Source organism: Marinomonas foliarum, from assembly GCF_016906065.1.
Lineage (GTDB): Bacteria > Pseudomonadota > Gammaproteobacteria > Pseudomonadales > Marinomonadaceae > Marinomonas > Marinomonas foliarum.
This window is the reverse complement of the sequence record NZ_CP070273.1, coordinates 3,791,956-3,807,432: the sequence shown is the minus strand read 5'-3', so window position 1 is coordinate 3,807,432 and position 15,477 is coordinate 3,791,956. Positions and strand designations below refer to the sequence as shown.

The 15,477-nt window shown below is 43.2% G+C and carries 16 protein-coding genes; 3 read left to right on the top strand and 13 right to left on the bottom strand.

Annotation, left to right across the window (positions count from 1 at the left end):
* Positions 1 to 15: 15 nt before the first annotated feature.
* From JSY38_RS17640 to JSY38_RS17595, 10 genes are all read right to left on the bottom strand, one after another.
* Positions 16 to 1,851: a VWA domain-containing protein gene (locus JSY38_RS17640; protein ID WP_205114472.1), complete on the bottom strand. Its 1,836-nt coding sequence runs from the start codon at positions 1,849 to 1,851 to the stop codon at positions 16 to 18.
* 56 nt (positions 1,852 to 1,907) lie between these two features.
* Positions 1,908 to 2,387, bottom strand: coding sequence for a YcgN family cysteine cluster protein (locus JSY38_RS17635; RefSeq protein WP_114412205.1), 480 nt, complete (start codon positions 2,385 to 2,387; stop codon positions 1,908 to 1,910).
* A 17-nt stretch (positions 2,388 to 2,404) separates the two neighbouring features.
* Positions 2,405 to 2,698, bottom strand: coding sequence for a YcgL domain-containing protein (locus JSY38_RS17630; protein WP_114412206.1), 294 nt, complete (start codon positions 2,696 to 2,698; stop codon positions 2,405 to 2,407).
* 28 nt (positions 2,699 to 2,726) lie between these two features.
* The gene (gene rnd, locus JSY38_RS17625) at positions 2,727 to 3,869 is read right to left on the bottom strand and encodes a ribonuclease D (protein ID WP_114412207.1); all 1,143 of its coding nucleotides are present in this window, start codon (positions 3,867 to 3,869) and stop codon (positions 2,727 to 2,729) included.
* Between the two features lies 1 nt (position 3,870).
* Positions 3,871 to 4,464 carry a recombination mediator RecR gene (recR, locus tag JSY38_RS17620; RefSeq protein ID WP_114412208.1) on the bottom strand — a complete coding sequence of 198 codons (594 nt, stop codon included), beginning with the start codon at positions 4,462 to 4,464 and terminating at the stop codon, positions 3,871 to 3,873.
* A gap of 9 nt (positions 4,465 to 4,473) precedes the next feature.
* Positions 4,474 to 4,800: a YbaB/EbfC family nucleoid-associated protein gene (locus JSY38_RS17615; RefSeq protein WP_114412209.1), complete on the bottom strand. Its 327-nt coding sequence runs from the start codon at positions 4,798 to 4,800 to the stop codon at positions 4,474 to 4,476.
* 17 nt (positions 4,801 to 4,817) lie between these two features.
* Positions 4,818 to 7,043 (bottom strand): DNA polymerase III subunit gamma/tau, encoded by a 2,226-nt coding sequence (dnaX, locus tag JSY38_RS17610; protein ID WP_205114470.1) that lies wholly within the window; start codon positions 7,041 to 7,043, stop codon positions 4,818 to 4,820.
* Between the two features lie 192 nt (positions 7,044 to 7,235).
* Entirely contained in the window at positions 7,236 to 8,297 is a 1,062-nt protein-coding gene (locus tag JSY38_RS17605; protein ID WP_205114468.1) for a putative periplasmic lipoprotein, read from the bottom strand.
* Positions 8,298 to 8,467: 170 nt separating this feature from the next.
* Positions 8,468 to 9,451: an oxygen-dependent tRNA uridine(34) hydroxylase TrhO gene (trhO, locus tag JSY38_RS17600; protein WP_205114466.1), complete on the bottom strand. Its 984-nt coding sequence runs from the start codon at positions 9,449 to 9,451 to the stop codon at positions 8,468 to 8,470.
* Between the two features lie 125 nt (positions 9,452 to 9,576).
* Positions 9,577 to 10,269, bottom strand: a complete 693-nt coding sequence (locus JSY38_RS17595; protein ID WP_114412213.1) for a 2OG-Fe(II) oxygenase — start codon at positions 10,267 to 10,269, stop codon at positions 9,577 to 9,579.
* A 118-nt stretch (positions 10,270 to 10,387) separates the two neighbouring features.
* Between JSY38_RS17595 and radD the strand changes: the two genes are divergently transcribed.
* Positions 10,388 to 12,145, top strand: coding sequence for a DNA repair helicase RadD (gene radD / locus JSY38_RS17590; RefSeq protein WP_205114464.1), 1,758 nt, complete (start codon positions 10,388 to 10,390; stop codon positions 12,143 to 12,145).
* A gap of 5 nt (positions 12,146 to 12,150) precedes the next feature.
* Here the strand turns inward: radD and JSY38_RS17585 are convergent, their stop codons facing one another.
* Both JSY38_RS17585 and JSY38_RS17580 read right to left on the bottom strand, forming a co-directional pair.
* Complete coding sequence (locus JSY38_RS17585) at positions 12,151 to 12,738, bottom strand: TetR/AcrR family transcriptional regulator (protein ID WP_114412215.1); 588 nt, start codon at positions 12,736 to 12,738, stop codon at positions 12,151 to 12,153.
* Between the two features lie 69 nt (positions 12,739 to 12,807).
* Positions 12,808 to 13,569 carry a DUF1499 domain-containing protein gene (locus JSY38_RS17580; RefSeq protein WP_205114462.1) on the bottom strand — a complete coding sequence of 254 codons (762 nt, stop codon included), beginning with the start codon at positions 13,567 to 13,569 and terminating at the stop codon, positions 12,808 to 12,810.
* Between the two features lie 245 nt (positions 13,570 to 13,814).
* Between JSY38_RS17580 and JSY38_RS17575 the strand changes: the two genes are divergently transcribed.
* A complete protein-coding gene (locus JSY38_RS17575) occupies positions 13,815 to 14,525 on the top strand; it encodes a tRNA-uridine aminocarboxypropyltransferase (protein ID WP_205114460.1) in 711 nt (236 codons plus the stop codon).
* A gap of 49 nt (positions 14,526 to 14,574) precedes the next feature.
* Here JSY38_RS17575 and JSY38_RS17570 read toward each other — a convergent pair whose 3' ends face one another.
* Entirely contained in the window at positions 14,575 to 15,057 is a 483-nt protein-coding gene (locus JSY38_RS17570) for a DUF2947 family protein (protein WP_205114458.1), read from the bottom strand.
* Between the two features lie 144 nt (positions 15,058 to 15,201).
* Between JSY38_RS17570 and JSY38_RS17565 the strand changes: the two genes are divergently transcribed.
* Positions 15,202 to 15,393: a hypothetical protein gene (locus tag JSY38_RS17565; protein ID WP_114412219.1), complete on the top strand. Its 192-nt coding sequence runs from the start codon at positions 15,202 to 15,204 to the stop codon at positions 15,391 to 15,393.
* Positions 15,394 to 15,477 lie beyond the last annotated feature (84 nt).

Below are 15,477 nucleotides of genomic sequence, written 5' to 3'. Positions count from 1 at the left end.
ATCTCTTTGATAGGGTTAAGATTTCTTTAAGCGTCGATACAATAAAATACCGGCCACTATAATGACTATACCGCCAATGTTTAAAGCCGCATATAACACCCATTCTTTTGACGAAAAGCCGTTATCTGTCTTTGCTGCAACGTTGGCGCTGGCATCGTCATCTGATGAATTAGATTCGGAGGCAAGTGGCGCGGGCTCTTCTGCATCATCAACGACAGAGATAACTGGAGGAAGGAAAACCGGCATGACATTTTTGTCAACTGTAGAAGCCGATAGAAGAGCTATTCCCTCGTCATTTGCGCCTACTAAACCAACCACAGGCTCATCATTACCTTTTCGGCTGAATTGCCAAACAGGTGTCCAATACTCAAAACTCTCACCGTTATGATCTACGCCAAGTAATTCAGCACGCACCTTAACATTGTCATCTGGCGCAACAGGAACAATCATTTCCCAATAGCCTTGACCCACCAAAGGCATTTCTTCCACCTTGCTGGTGCCATTATTGTAGGTAAATTCCAGCCTGATATTGGATTGTAAAATATCCAGTCTCAAATTCACTGGTAAAGCTGAAAGCGATACGAAGCCACCACCAGACTTCACCCCTTTAAACTCAATAGCTGGGTGTACGGTGAAATATTGACTCATCTGTCGAGAAAAAGTTTTACCATCGGCTACGCTGATAAGCTCATAACGACCTGGCTCGACAACTCCCTGCAGCGTTTGACTAAACGCTCCCTCTTGCAACACCAATTGGCGAGAAAAAATCGATTCTTTTTGCTCGCCACTGAGTCGCACTAGGCTTTGCTCTACACTTAGTAAGTTAAGTAATTTTCCATCTTGGATACGCGTGTTTTTTTGCAATAAGCCCACTGTAGAATCAATGGACTCACCTTGGAACATAACCGGTGGGATATCGGAGGTATACAAACCAAGGTCTGTGATAACCCTGACACTACTACGCTCTAGATCGACATTATTGATTGTCCATTCACCAGAGAGAGGTTCTCGAATTGTTAGCAAGGTGTAATGCTCTGATATCGCCACTGAAGTGCCATTACCGTTTTCCAATGGCTGCAATACGCCATCAGGCTTTATGATGCGCGGTTGGATCTCGCCATCGTGGAACACAACTAGGGTAAGTTCTTGGATCGCATCGTCGACTAAAAAACGATTGCCATCTAAAGGCAGCTCATCCGAAGGGGCGGCTTGCGCGAAAATACGATCGAAAGTGTCTAGCAAGTCTTCTGGAATGGCTACTTCCGTATGGGAAGCGTTAGTTCTTAGAGAAAGAGATTCAAGCAACTCTTTATCCGTATAACCCGTCATTGAAATGGTATGAAGGTGAATACCACGGTCTTCTAGCTGGGGCGTTAGCTTATTAATAATTCGATCGCGAGAAGCTTTGTTTACCGCCTCATCTAGGCTGATGTCGACCATGCCATCGGTCACTAAAACCCAGTGACGGTTAAATCCCGACTCTAGAGTTCCACTGTCTGGTGTCTCTAATAACATCTTAACAATAGATTCCAAGTCGGTTTTAACATCTTGGGTAACGTAGCTGTTCACGTAACTTGAAAGTTTGGCTTTGGTGGCTTGGTTTACTGTGGATTCAGGCAATAACACTCGCGCTTCTTCCCCAAACAGCCAAACACCTAATGTGGCCTCTTCTTCTGGTGCTAGATTGGAAATAAGACGCAGTGCTTCTGATGTTAGCTTATCAGGGTCACTGATCAGCATACTGCCAGAAGCATCTACGATAACGCGGAACTGGGTATCCGCCTGACTAAACGGCGTAACAAAAGATAAAACAGCCGCTAACAACACAGTATTTATTTTCAACCACTTCACGTTTGCGAACTCCTTGAACTACTTTACTTTGCTGAATTTAGCGACCGTTCGCCTCATTAGGTTATGTCATAAGGCTCCGGCATGCCATGTACCCACTTAATAATATGGGTTTCCCAATCTTCTTCGTCTACTGACGCTTCACTCACTGCATAGTGACTCACAGTCAAACCTTGGCGAATCATCTCTTTATTGCTACCTACTATCAAAGGGTGCCAGTTCGGCAACTCTTTGGTTTCATGCAATACACGGTAACTGCAGGTATCAGGCAACCAATGAAACTCATCGATTTGATCGGGTGTTAATGTAATGCAAGTAGACACCTTATCCTGTCGGGTTTCATACACTTTACACTGGCATGAGCCAATATTCAGTTGATGACACGATAAGTTGGTATAAAAAACCTCTTCAGTTTCATCGTCTTGTAATTTTTGTAGGCAACATTTTCCACAACCATCACAAATCGACTCCCATTCCACTGAAGACATTTTCTCCAGCGCCGTGGTTTTCCAAAAAGGCTCGTAACGCTTCGCAATCATTCTTTGGACCCAAATAGTTAGTAAACAGCTTCTGTTGGTGTTTTGTACAAGTCCAACAAACAGTCATCTTTCGCTGGTGGCAATTGCAAATAAAAGCCTTTTTCTCGAATGCCTTCAATCACCTTTTCAGGTGTTGCTCGAGCTAATTTACTTTCTTTGGTTAACAACATGGTCATCGCACTGATGCCTTTACCAAATCGAGACATGAGTTCTTCTGGAATTTCTTTCAGCCCTTTGCTTTTTTCGACATACAAGTACATCCCATCATGCTTACTGGAACGAAATACTTCTACGATTAAATGCTGTTTCATAGTTTTCTCTTGACGATATTACGCCATATTAGGACTTTTTAAATTTTTCGAGCACTGGGTTAACAATAATATCGCGACGCCAGCCAGTTAGTGCAGGGTTCTGCCAATCAATCTCAGTACCATCAAACAAATGACGCACTAGAGGATCCAACAGTTTACGCTTCATCATGGCTTCTGGTGCAATATTTAATGCTTCTGCTTTTTGGCGGACAAACGATTTGATTGATTTCGTCAGCTCTCCCGCCTGTGAAGGCAAAGGAATTTCCAGAGGCAACTGATACTCATCTTCTGACAGCTCATTGACTAGAGCCACATTCTGTAAGATCACATCACCGTACAAACGATGCTGACGACCTGTTAGTTCTTCTGCTTCAGAAACGGCTTTATTGTGTGTCGGCAAGGTTTTACCCAAAGACCACAATGTACGATCTTTCAGTATCTGTCCCTTTGGAACATTTTCTTTACGAGCTTGCTCATCACGCCAAATAAACAACAAGCGTAATAGCGTCAAACCTGCTGGTGACAAGCGCCATGCGGTTTTCACACCGTCCCAATTTTGCTCTGGATCAGAGTTCATCTGATACTGCCACTTCAATGATTCACAATCTTCCATGACCCATTCAAGCATGCTTTTTTCTTCCAATCGGGCAATTTGCATTGGATACACTTTGGCTAGATACACAACATCTAATGCTGCGTAACGCTTTTGCGCATCGGTCAAAGGTCGTTGAACCCAATCAGAACGGGTTTCGTCTTTTGCCACTTCAATTTTCAGGTACTCATGGATAAGTTTCACGTAACTTAATGACCATTGAGCGCTAGCGTAGGCCTCGCCAATTTGAGTATCGTAAAACGGCGCGGGCAATACTCCCAACAAACGATCAAAAACATCCAAGTCTTCCGAACAAGCATGGAAAACTTTCATCACAGAAGGGTTCACCATCAAATCACGAAGTGGTTCCCATTCATCAATGCTCAAAGGATCAATCAGTACGGCTTTCTCGCCTTCACTAATTTGGATTAGCCCCGTAATTGGAAAATAGGTCGTGCGACGAATAAATTCTGTATCGACGGCGATAACGGGTAATTCTGCCCAGTACTCACACCAACTCGCCAGTGATTCATTGTCCGCAACCCAAATAATATTCAGAGCATCATCTTGATCATTCATACTAGAGTTTTTTCCGTCCCTCTAGCGCTAAAGCCAGAGTGTTTCCATCAACGTATTCCAGCTCACCACCCATGGGGACACCATGAGCAATTCGACTGACATTGATGTTCAATGTTTTTAATTTTTCAGCGATATAATGGCAAGTTGCCTCACCTTCAACCGTCGAATTCGTGGCGATTATCGCCTCTTCAACCTGGTTATGTTGAACCAAGGTTTCTAAACGATCTAAGCCTAATTCTTCTGGACCAATTCCATCAATCGGTGACAAATGCCCCAACAAAACAAAATACCGTCCAGAGAAGCTGCCTGCAGATTCAATAGCAACGACGTCTGCAGGCGTCTCAACAATACACAAATGCTTTGCATCACGCTCTGGATCTGTACAAATCTGGCACTCAGACTCTTCAGTCAAGGTACGGCAGCTTGAACAACGCCCGACTTTATCAAGCGCCTCGCGCAATGCACTAGCAAGCCTATCCGCCCCTTGATGATCACGTTCTAATAGATATAACGCCATCTTTTGAGCCGATCTAGGCCCAACGCCAGGCAAGCAACGTAATGATTCCATCAACTCTTTAATTAAGGGACTAAACAAAGCTTACTCCTAGAAAGGCATTTTAAAGCCAGGCGGTAAAGACATACCTGCCGTCGCTGCAGCCATTTTTTCTTTTTGAGACACTTCGATATTACGCACAGCATCGTTTACCGCTGCAGCGATTAGATCTTCTAGCATTTCTTTGTCATCACCAAACAAGGAATCATCAATAGAAACGCGCTTAACATCGTGACGGCCTGTCATCAACACTTTAACAAGGCCTGCACCAGCTTGACCTTCTACTTCCATGTTAGCGACTTCTTCTTGCGCCTTCTGCATATTTTCTTGCATCTGCTGCGCTTGGCGCATCATGTTGCCCATTCCACCTTTAAACATAACGTTTTCTCTCCAATTTAAGCTTTAACTTTAACCGTATCGTAAACCAACTGTGCGCCCATCGTTGCCGACAAAGCTTGCACAATCGGATGTGAATTTAAATGTTCTATTGCCACCTGCAAGGCTTCTGCCCGCTTGCTGGCGGCAAATTCTTCTGCGGTAACACCTGAAGTATCTTCCACAGTATCGATAATCAGAGGCACTGGCATGGTGAAAAAGTCACTCAGCGCGCCTTGTATTTGTTCATAACGAACCTGATTTAACATGTGCCCGTATTCTAACGGCACTTCTAAGCGAATGCCTTGATCGCTTGCATCAACCAAGCTAGAGTTCATTAAAATATTTTGCACCAAGCCTGTCAAAGGCAGACGCGGCGCCACCAGCCACCAGAGCTTCATGGTTAATTCGTTATAATGATTCAAGCTTGGCATCGTCATTCCCAGCGCAGGCTGAGCGATAATATCCGGCACTTTAGCTAAACGAGTATCTGGCTCTTTGCTTTCTTCAACAACAGTCTCTTCAACCGGTTCCTCGCCCAAGGCATCGACTAGGTCCGCAGCGGGATTAAATGGATCGGCGACGTCAGCGATTGCTCGCTCCTCTGCTTCTTCGTCATCCTCATCTTCGTCGTCACTTTCGTCTTCAGCGTGTTCTGCAAACTTTTCTTCATCTATAACAAAAGACTTAGGTTCAACATTAGGCTTATCTCTGCTTTCTGATTGTGCTTCTGGTTCTTGCTGCACAGAATCTAAGGATTCAGCTGAACCAAGAGCTTCAACTTCATTAAGCTCAACATCCTCAACGGGATCAATTGTATCGACTTGTGGCTCTTCAACCTGCTCCTCTACCACATCACCTTGAAGACTTACGCTTTCAATAGCATTATTGTCAGTTGCAACGAGGTCTTCTGAATTATCTTCAACAGGGATTTGTGATTTTGGAGCGTCTTCCCAAGGCGGGCGCTCTGCTGGTGTCATTGGCGTAACAGACTCTTGCTCAACAACCTGTTCTAATGGTTCTGTAACGACAGCCTCTGGCTCAATCGATGGTGTTTTTTTTTCCGTCATCCGCTGTGACGAATACTCTGGTTCAGCAGCGTGATCCATAGGTTCCGTAGACATAACTGGTGGTGCATTATGGCTCACTACCATAGGCGGTGCGGGACGAAACGCGATTAACCTTAGCATCAACATTTCAAAGCCAGCACGAGCTGAGTGCGCTAAATGTAAATCACGACGGCCAATCAATAGACTCTGATACATCATTTGTATTTCTTCAGAGCTCACACTGGCCGCAATGTTTTTAATACGGACTAAATCACCTAACTGATCTGTTAATGCATCGGGTACTTGTTGCTCTATCGCCACTCGATGCAAAACATCAAGCAAGCTGCCACAAATCGCCGCAAAATCTGGTTGATAATCGGCAAGTTGCTCTATTCTATTCAACACTTGTGCTGCGTTCTTAGACGCTACGCTTTCTAATAAATCCAATACTTGTGCTTGGTTCACCAAGCCCAGCATCGCGGTCACACCGGATTCCGAAATCGTCCCATTGCCAAAAGCAATCGCTTGATCCGTCAAACTCAAGGCATCACGCATACTGCCATTGGCTGCTTGTCCAATTTGCCAAAGCGCTGGCTGGTCAAAATTAACTTGCTCGGTGTTAAGCACGGTTTGCAAATAGTCCACCACGCGCTGTGGCGACATATTTTTAAGGTTGAACTGCAAACAACGAGACAAAATGGTCACAGGAAGCTTCTGTGGATCGGTCGTTGCTAGCAGAAATTTGACATGAGCTGGCGGCTCTTCAAGGGTTTTTAATAACGCATTGAAGGAATGAGTCGACAGCATGTGCACTTCGTCTATCAGGTAGACTTTAAAGCGTCCACGAGTTGGCGCGTATTGTACGTTTTCTAATAATTCACGGGTATCTTCTACCTTGGTACGAGATGCCGCATCCACTTCAATTAGATCAACAAAACGACCTTCGGCGATTTCTCGGCAACTATCGCAGGTTCCACAAGGCTCAGGGGAAATGCCATTGGTTTCACAGTTTAAGCATTTAGCAAAAATGCGCGCGATCGTGGTTTTACCGACACCGCGTGTACCAGTAAACAAATAAGCGTGATGTAAACGCTGTTGGCGTAAGGCATTTACCAACGCTTGAAGTACATGGTCTTGCCCAGCCATTTCAAGGAAAGTCTGTGGGCGCCATTTTCGTGCGAGTACTTGGTAGCTCATGCAATCCAATCTGATGATTATTGAGGCTGTGTAGCACAGCGTTTGATTGTTTAACCATACTACAGTCAACGCATATGGTTATATAATTTGCTGAATTTTAAGCTTTTTCAGCTTAAAAAGAAATGAGCTGATAGGAATACTATAGAGAACAAAATGCCCCACTGGCTAAATCAGCCTAGTGGGGTGTCGAATTTATTGACGATCCGTTAATTTGAAGTCTTTTGGAACCTCAAAACGGCTGGTATGTTCACCGGACATATTAGCGGCTTTCACTTCTCGGATATACGAAATGATCGGCTTACCGTCTTCCATTCCCATCCATTTTTTGGCACCTTTTTCTGCTTGATCAGAAAAGAAACTACCTGCCATGTCTTTCAAAGAGTTAACAGGGTCTTTGGCATCAAACTTAGGGTCATCCTTTTTAGCTTCTGTCTCTGGGCAAGTATTCACATCTGCATACCACTCAAGTTTCACAGAGATTGGCTCACCACCAACCGATGTCAGTTTTTTCATTTCATTTTCTTTGCCCGCACTAAAAAAAGCCATCGTGCCTTCCATATTTTGATCAAGCAAACGGGCCAAAGGGGTTGGAGCAATCACTTTGTCGTAATATTTCTGATCAAAGTCATGCGCTACTTTCAAAGCCTGATTAGTAGACACATCAGCCATCCAATAATCCATCGTAACCACGTGTTCATCACGATTACCTTGATCATCTTCACTCACTAAATCCCATCGAGCAACATACTGGTCAGCGACAAATCCATTTATCTGTCGACCTCGCGCTTTGGGCGTCACAGTAAAGTCGTATTTCTTCACAACGACCTTACAACTGTCATCTCCAGCTGGGTTGTAGTCTTCCTCATCGTCTTCGCCTTTATTTTTAAGCTTTTCTAGAGGGCTCAAAGAGCTACAACCAGACAAGGGACACTCAGCGTAGTTTTCTGCACTATAATTGACCTGCCAAACTAAGTTTTTATCTAAGCGAGTAATTTCAGCTGTGTGATTATCGCCTGCGATGGTACTTGTTACCCAAGAATCGTACTCTGTTTTTACTTCTTCAGTACTTTTATTCCCAGCGGTATAACGAACCCTTGTTTGAGTTCCATCAGGTGCCAAAGGACCACTGGTGCGTATGCTGGTTTTTAGCACACTTGTATCAACCACGGGCGTTTTATCGACGACTTGACTAGCACAGCCTGACAACAGTAGAGCGGCGCCGGAAATGGCGAATAGGGACTTCGAATACTTCATGAAAAGAATCCTTCTAAAATTAATCCAATATATGACAGGGCTAAAAAACGGTAATCAGCCCGAGTGAGTAAGAATACTAGATCTATCACCTTCTAATTTCAACACCAAAAAAAAAGGCCAGCATCAATGCTGGCCTTATAAAATATTCAATCAAAACAATATTATCAGGCTTATTCACGAACCTTGCGCTGACGCTCTTTTTCTAGCGCTTTTTCCAAACGATGTTTTTCAACTGCATCCAGCACTTCCGCACCGATGTGCTCTTCACCACGAGAACGAGCCAACTGAACTTGGCGCTCACGCTCGATAAAACGTTGACGCTGCTCATCGGTGAATTTATCAACGCAATGCACGCAGCTCACACCTTGTATGTAATGCTCGCTTTGTTTCTCTTCTTCGGTAATTGGCATACGACACGCATGGCATTGGTCGTATTCGCCTTTTTGTAGATCGTGATTTACAGACACACGATTATCAAACACAAAACACTCACCTTCCCATAAGGTTTCTTCTTTCGGCACTTCTTCCAAGTACTTCAAGATACCACCTTCAAGGTGATACACCTCTTCGAAGCCTTGCTCTAACATATAAGCAGTGGATTTTTCACAACGAATACCACCCGTACAGAACATAGCAACTTTCTTGTGTTTCGCTGGATCCATGTTTTCTTTCACATAGGAAGGAAACTCACGGAAGGTCTCTGTTTTTGGGTTAACCGCATTTTTGAACGTGCCAATTTGCACTTCGTAATCGTTACGGGTATCAACAAGAACCACATCAGGATCAGAAATTAAAGCGTTCCATTCAGCCGGCTTTACATAAGTACCGACCACGCGCTTAGGATCGATGCCTTCAACGCCCATGGTAACGATTTCTTTTTTCAGTTTTACCTTTGTACGGTAGAACGGCATATCTTCGTCATAAGACTCTTTGGTGACAATGTTATCCAAACCTGGCTGCTGATCTAACCAAGCCAACATGGCATCGACACCTTCACGAGAACCCGCCACCGTACCATTAATACCTTCACTTGCTAGCAACAAAGTACCGCGAATCGCGTTGTCTTCTAAGGTTTTTTGGAGTGGTTCACGAAGGGACTCAAAATGAGGTAGAGCGACAAATTTATAAAGGGCACACACAACGACTTTAGGCATAACATTCTCCTATGCGATCTGGAACGTAAAACCAGAGCAATTAAACAAGGCGCGCATTATAAAGATTTATAGACCATTTTTCGAGGCCAAACTCTAAAAAACCACACAATTAAAAGGGAGTAAATTTACTGGTCCGGATCAAGCGTAGACCCAGTGGTGTTGTTAACACGGAACCAGCCAGCAATACTGTGCCGAGTCCGTTTCGCCACGACCACTTCATGATAAAAGCATTCGCTCAAAAACACCGCCAAGCGCCCTTTTTTCGGAAAAAATCGCCCCACTTCAACAGACGAGTCATTCTCGTCATAAATAATCAATTCACCACCATCGCCATCTTGCCAATCCTCGTTCAGATACAAAACGGTCGATAAAATACGATTACTCTCGCCTTTAAAGGCATCTATGTGTTTTTCGTAAAACGCCCCTTTTTCATATCGGGCAAAATGCGCTTCATAATCAAACAAACCTAAGAACAAACGTCGGTTGAGTGCGACACGCAAGTCTGCCATCATTTTTAAAAAATCGGTGCGAATAGGTTTGTCTGGGTCAATCCACTGAATGTAATCACGTCGTGCATCCAAAACAATTTGGTGGTCTTGCTTACGACCAATACCCGCCTGCAACATCACCGCATTTTGTATGCTTTCTGCCTCATCCATTAACGCCTGAGTAAAATCCATTGAAAAAAAGTCGTCCTGTATACTCCACCCCTTGGTCTGTAGATCCATTAATAAATTAGCAAATGGCTCCTCCCTACTGAAAGCGGGAATAGAATTTTCAACATACAGGCGTTTAGCAGGCAGAACTTTGTTAGACATAGATAGATTCGTCACTTAAAAAAGATCACTTGTAAAAAGGCAAAATTACGACAACAGGTATGATACTGTAGCCAAAGACACAACACACCAAGATTTCACCTGATAGATTTAAAACAAAATGACCCAAACCTTTCAATTACGAGACTACCAAATTCAAGCCGTTGAGGCGTCTTTGGGACACTTTCGTAATAGCGACGACCCAGCCGTCATTGTACTTCCAACAGGTGCAGGAAAAAGCTTAGTAATAGCAGAGCTTAGTCGATTAGCCAAAGGTCGAGTTATTTGCCTGGCACACGTGAAAGAACTGGTTGAACAAAACCACGCGAAGTTCTTGGCAACCGGTGCATCGGCGGGAATTTTCTCTGCTGGGCTAAGTCAGAAAACCAGCACAGAAAAAACCACTTTCGCCAGCATACAATCGCTATCGGCAAACCTTGATAATTTTAACGAACCCGCAAGCTTAATCATCATTGATGAATGCCATCGCGTCGGCATGGAAGAAAGTGGCCAATACAATAAAACCATCGAACATTTTCGAGCACTAAACCCGAAGGTAAAAATCCTCGGTTTGACCGCCACACCCTATCGTTTAGGCAGTGGTTGGATCTACCAGAATCATTACCATGGCTACACACGAAGCTGCACCAACTCATTATTCAAGAAATGTATTTTTGAGCTGCCACTCCAACACATGGTGAAAAAAGGCTATTTGACGCCTCCTATACATTACGATGCAGCGATTGCTCATTATGATTTCAGCCTATTAACAGAGAGTTTGGACGGCGAGCAAAACACCGACGACATCGCTTTAAACGAGCTGATTCATAAACACCCAAGAGTCACTGAAGCCGTTACCGAGCAAATATTACAACTTAGCCAAGATCGCCAAGGAGTGATGATTTTTGCTGCCACCATTGATCATGCCAGAGAAATCGCCAGTTACTTACCGGCGGATAAAACCGCGCTAATAACAGGTAAAACCAAGCTCAAACAACGCGATTCATTAATCACTGCATTTAAAAATAAAGAGATCAAATACTTGGTTAACGTTTCCGTATTAACCACCGGATTTGATGCACCCCATGTGGACGTAATCGCCATATTACGGCCAACGCAATCAATCAGTTTGTTCCAACAAATTGTCGGCCGCGGTTTGCGCTTAAGCCCAGGAAAAAAAGACTGCTTAGTCTTGGATTATACCAATAATGGCTACAATATATTTCAACCTGAGATTGGCGAAAAGCGCCCAACTCAAGATTCAGTGGCAGTGCAAATTCATTGCCCTGCATGCGACTTTGCCAATACATTCTGGGGAAGAAAAGACGCCGAAGGCAATATCCTTGAGCATTTTGGACGCCGCTGCCATGGTCTAGTGGAAACCGAACACGGAGAAGAGCAATGCACGTATCGCTTTCGCTTTAAACGCTGCCCTCATTGCAATGAAGAAAATGACATCGCTGCACGACAATGCCAACATTGTGCCGAAAAACTCATTGATCCAGACGATTTATTAAGAAGCGCACTCAATCTAAAAAACAACAAAGTCTTACGCTGCTCAGCAATTACGCCGGAAATAAACAGCAAAGAAAAAACCATTAAGATCACCTATCACGATGAAGACGGCTTAACACTGGCGGAGACATTCCGTTTTAATTTCAAGAAGTCCCGACAAGCATTTAACGACCTATTTGCACGAAGAATCGCCAATGGCAGTCAATCTATAGAATTTGATAAACTGGAAGAAGTAGAGCGTTTTTTACCATATCTTCCTGCGCCTGATTTCGTCATCGCGAAAAAGCAAAAGCAACATTGGCAGGTCACTGAACGATTATTCGACTACCAAGGACCCTACCGAAAAGCCAACGAGCTTAGCTAAAAGCATTAACCCTTGGCTTTTAACGCATTACGATAAGACATTTCAAACGGCAGATTCATTCGCTTCAAATGGTCGATTGCAACCGCCCCCAAAACGCCCTTTGGCACCCCTGTTAGCAAAACAAACCAATAGTTAGCAATCATATTTTCAGCAAAAATACCGGCTGTTTTATCGTCTACACCAACCTGCTTGAAGCGCTTTACAATACCTTCTGAAATAACAGTCATTTGATTGGTATGAAACCCACCCTTCGCCAAGCTATCTAACAATACTTGTCGAGTAAATTCTGCGTATTCATCGTAAAAGTCAAATAAGACTTGGGCCATCTGCAGGAGATAGTCAATGGGGGAAGAGCTGGCTTTTTGAGAAGCAACAGCAGCGCGAAGCGCCACATCCATTTCATCAAAAAAGATATCTTTTACTAGAGAAAGCTTATCGGGAAAGTGAACAAACAAAGTTCCAACTGCAATGCCAGCTTTGTCACTTAGGTAGCGAGTACTGGTTGCTTCAATACCTTGTGTTAAAAAAGCTTGTTTAGCGATGGTTTTAATTTTAGATCGAGTATTGGCTTTTTGCTGCTGACGAAGACTCACCTTTATATTTCCTCTAAGAAAGATACTAATCGAGTCTAGCTTTTCTCTCTATCGATGACGAGCAGAAATTTAACGACCAAAATAAACATTAGGAATAGGAGAATGATTCAATGAGACAGATAGATCATTCATAAAAGACACAATTCGCTGAGCGTTTACACCGTAATCTCCAGTACCCACTCTAGAACATGAACGCATATCAATTCGAATTTTATTATCTACCTCAGTAATTCGAATTACAACATCATCACGAAAGCCAAAAATCGGCGTACGCGCTGTGGCTTCAATAATCCCCGCACCAGAATACGTAGCAATAACGTCCCAATCACGCTCTTCTACTAAATCGGTAACGGCAGCAAACACGGTGGCTTGATCTTTTCCAGAAAACAGAGGCTGAACATTGGGATAATATTTTTGCTGAATGGGTGCCCATTCGGTGTTGTAACTTAAATCATTTTCTTTCGACTTTCGAATGAAATTAACATTTAGAAAACTGGGGGGCGTCTGGGTATCTGTGGTTATATCGTTGATATCAGGCAGTTCAGCGCGCTGACAATAGAAAACGATCCACATGATGCTATACAACAAAGAAACTATGAGAACTAAAAAAAAGAAACGCTGAACACCAACATTTTTTTCTTTTCTGCATATACCCAACGAAGCCGCAGCTAACAGGGATAACACCAAAGAAGCAAATACGCTCGTGCGCAACATTGAAAAGCCTGTTATTGGCTCAAAAATCCCTACTCTAACACCGGCGATTGATATAAACGCAACACACCCAACTAACATAAGCAGAATGTATAAAACCGGAGAGATATAACGACTCATAGACAACTCATAGTAAAAAAATAATATCTGACACCATATCGTGACTTGGTGACAACGAACAGAAGCAATAACGCTCTTTCAGATCATTCCTTTGTATTTGCATATTTTCTGTAAGGTTTTTGATAAAAAAGCTTAAGGAGCAAACCACACAGCCCACATAATAATGAATACAACTGTTTTTTCAAACTGGACATAAGAGGCAAATAATCGATAATGACTCAGCCAAAACGAGAGCCATTTTCACCATGACTAACACACCCTCTAAACATTCTATCGACATACTGCGTGAAGAATGCAAAACAGACTCCATGAGACCATTCATCGCCAGAGGTTCTAAGGCTGTCCGATGTGCCTACTGTTTAATGGCTGAGTTCGCTTGCTTTTGCCACCTCAGAAAAAGCATGGCATCGCCAATTGATTTCATTCTACTTTTTCATCGTGACGAAATTCACAAACCAACCAATAGCGGCAGACTCATAGCAGACCTGTTTCCAGAAGACACGCAAGCTTACTTATGGAGTCGAACAGAACCATCGGAGCAACTACTAAAGCGACTGAAAAGCTGCCAAGGAAACTGCACTGTATTGTTTCCAAACACAGAAACAGCACAAGCCCAAAACAGACCGCTAAGAAGTCTTATCCCTCCCAGTCACCAAAACAATAAAAAGCACACATTTATCATTTTGGATGGGACATGGAAGCAAGCAAGTAAAATGTTTCATCAAAGTGAATGGCTTAAAGAGATTCCTCACTTTGAAATTAACAGTGAAGCCCAGCGCTCATTCCTGGTTAGACACTCTAGCCATCAAATGCAGTTTGCGACCGCAGAAGTCACCGCCATGCTTCTCGACACACTAGGACACGAGAAACACAGCAAACATCTATTAAATTATTACCAAGCCTTCAATGAGCATTGCATGATCAGTAGAAAACGGGGCAACAACCTCTCATTATGAAAGTAAATTACAGAAAAAGAATTTCAAAGAACGCTAGAGCCTAATTTAATTAGACGCCTCGAAACAACAAGTTACCCCAGCCATTAGTATGAAACTGCGCGGCTTGTTTTTTCTTTTTGCCCACTAAAATAGGCCCATTATCTAAAAAAAGAAATGCCTTCCACGTTCGTTTAAAAACACCCCAAGGCAGTTCAAAAACCAACTCATTATGGCAGCAAAAAAATACAGTCGTATCCTCACCCCAAGCAGAGAAATGCGTAAGAACCTCATCAGGTAAAGATGCCTCTTCACTATCCCACGCTTTTTCCCAGTAAAGCTTGCCATCAGGCACTTTTGCACTGTCTTTCTTTGGCCAGTCTTTGTCAGATAAGTGATCGGGATGAATCTGTTCATCACTAATATAATCTCGCCAAATTTGCGCGGCTCTTTGCTCACTTAACAAACAAATTTGCAGCAAATCTTCAGGCTCAACTTTTGGGTCATTACGCTTAAAAATCCAACTCTTGGAAAACTGTTCTAACGATTGGTACAAGGAAATTTCCTTAGCAAATTAAAATGATGAAAAAATCTAACCTAACGAGTGAAAAAGGATCGTTTGTTCATTTAATCAAGCTTAACTAATATTATCATTGTTGTAATAAAACAACATTTTCTATTAACAAATCAGGAGAATACCATGGACTCTCAAGAGCAATACGAAGCATTACTAGCAAAATGGGGCTATGCTGATACCTCTGTCGAAGACCACGCTCGCCGTCAAAGACGTGCTCGTCGTGTTAAAGCTGTTGTTGCTTTTTTCAAGAATGCTGTAACAGCAATTAAAAAAGTCAGCTCTCGCCCTCAGCAACTTGGTCAAGCAAGCAACTAATACCGGAAATAAGCCCATAATAATTGGCTGTTAGTGTATCGTAAATAGATCTTTTAAAGGGGAGAAAAATAATAAACCCCCTCC

Bases quoted from the DNA above. Each gene is read 5' to 3' on its own strand.
- JSY38_RS17635 (WP_114412205.1), bottom strand. From the start codon at position 2,387: ATGATTGCGAAGCGTTACGAGCCTTTTTGGAAAACCACGGCGCTGGAG.
- JSY38_RS17630 (WP_114412206.1), bottom strand. From the start codon at position 2,698: ATGAAACAGCATTTAATCGTAGAAGTATTTCGTTCCAGTAAGCATGAT.
- rnd (WP_114412207.1), bottom strand. From the start codon at position 3,869: ATGAATGATCAAGATGATGCTCTGAATATTATTTGGGTTGCGGACAAT.
- JSY38_RS17615 (WP_114412209.1), bottom strand. From the start codon at position 4,800: ATGTTTAAAGGTGGAATGGGCAACATGATGCGCCAAGCGCAGCAGATG.
- dnaX (WP_205114470.1), bottom strand. From the start codon at position 7,043: ATGAGCTACCAAGTACTCGCACGAAAATGGCGCCCACAGACTTTCCTT.
- JSY38_RS17605 (WP_205114468.1), bottom strand. From the start codon at position 8,297: ATGAAGTATTCGAAGTCCCTATTCGCCATTTCCGGCGCCGCTCTACTG.
- trhO (WP_205114466.1), bottom strand. From the start codon at position 9,451: ATGCCTAAAGTCGTTGTGTGTGCCCTTTATAAATTTGTCGCTCTACCT.
- JSY38_RS17595 (WP_114412213.1), bottom strand. From the start codon at position 10,269: ATGTCTAACAAAGTTCTGCCTGCTAAACGCCTGTATGTTGAAAATTCT.
- radD (WP_205114464.1), top strand. From the start codon at position 10,388: ATGACCCAAACCTTTCAATTACGAGACTACCAAATTCAAGCCGTTGAG.
- JSY38_RS17580 (WP_205114462.1), bottom strand. From the start codon at position 13,569: ATGAGTCGTTATATCTCTCCGGTTTTATACATTCTGCTTATGTTAGTT.
- JSY38_RS17575 (WP_205114460.1), top strand. From the start codon at position 13,815: ATGACTAACACACCCTCTAAACATTCTATCGACATACTGCGTGAAGAA.
- JSY38_RS17565 (WP_114412219.1), top strand. From the start codon at position 15,202: ATGGACTCTCAAGAGCAATACGAAGCATTACTAGCAAAATGGGGCTAT.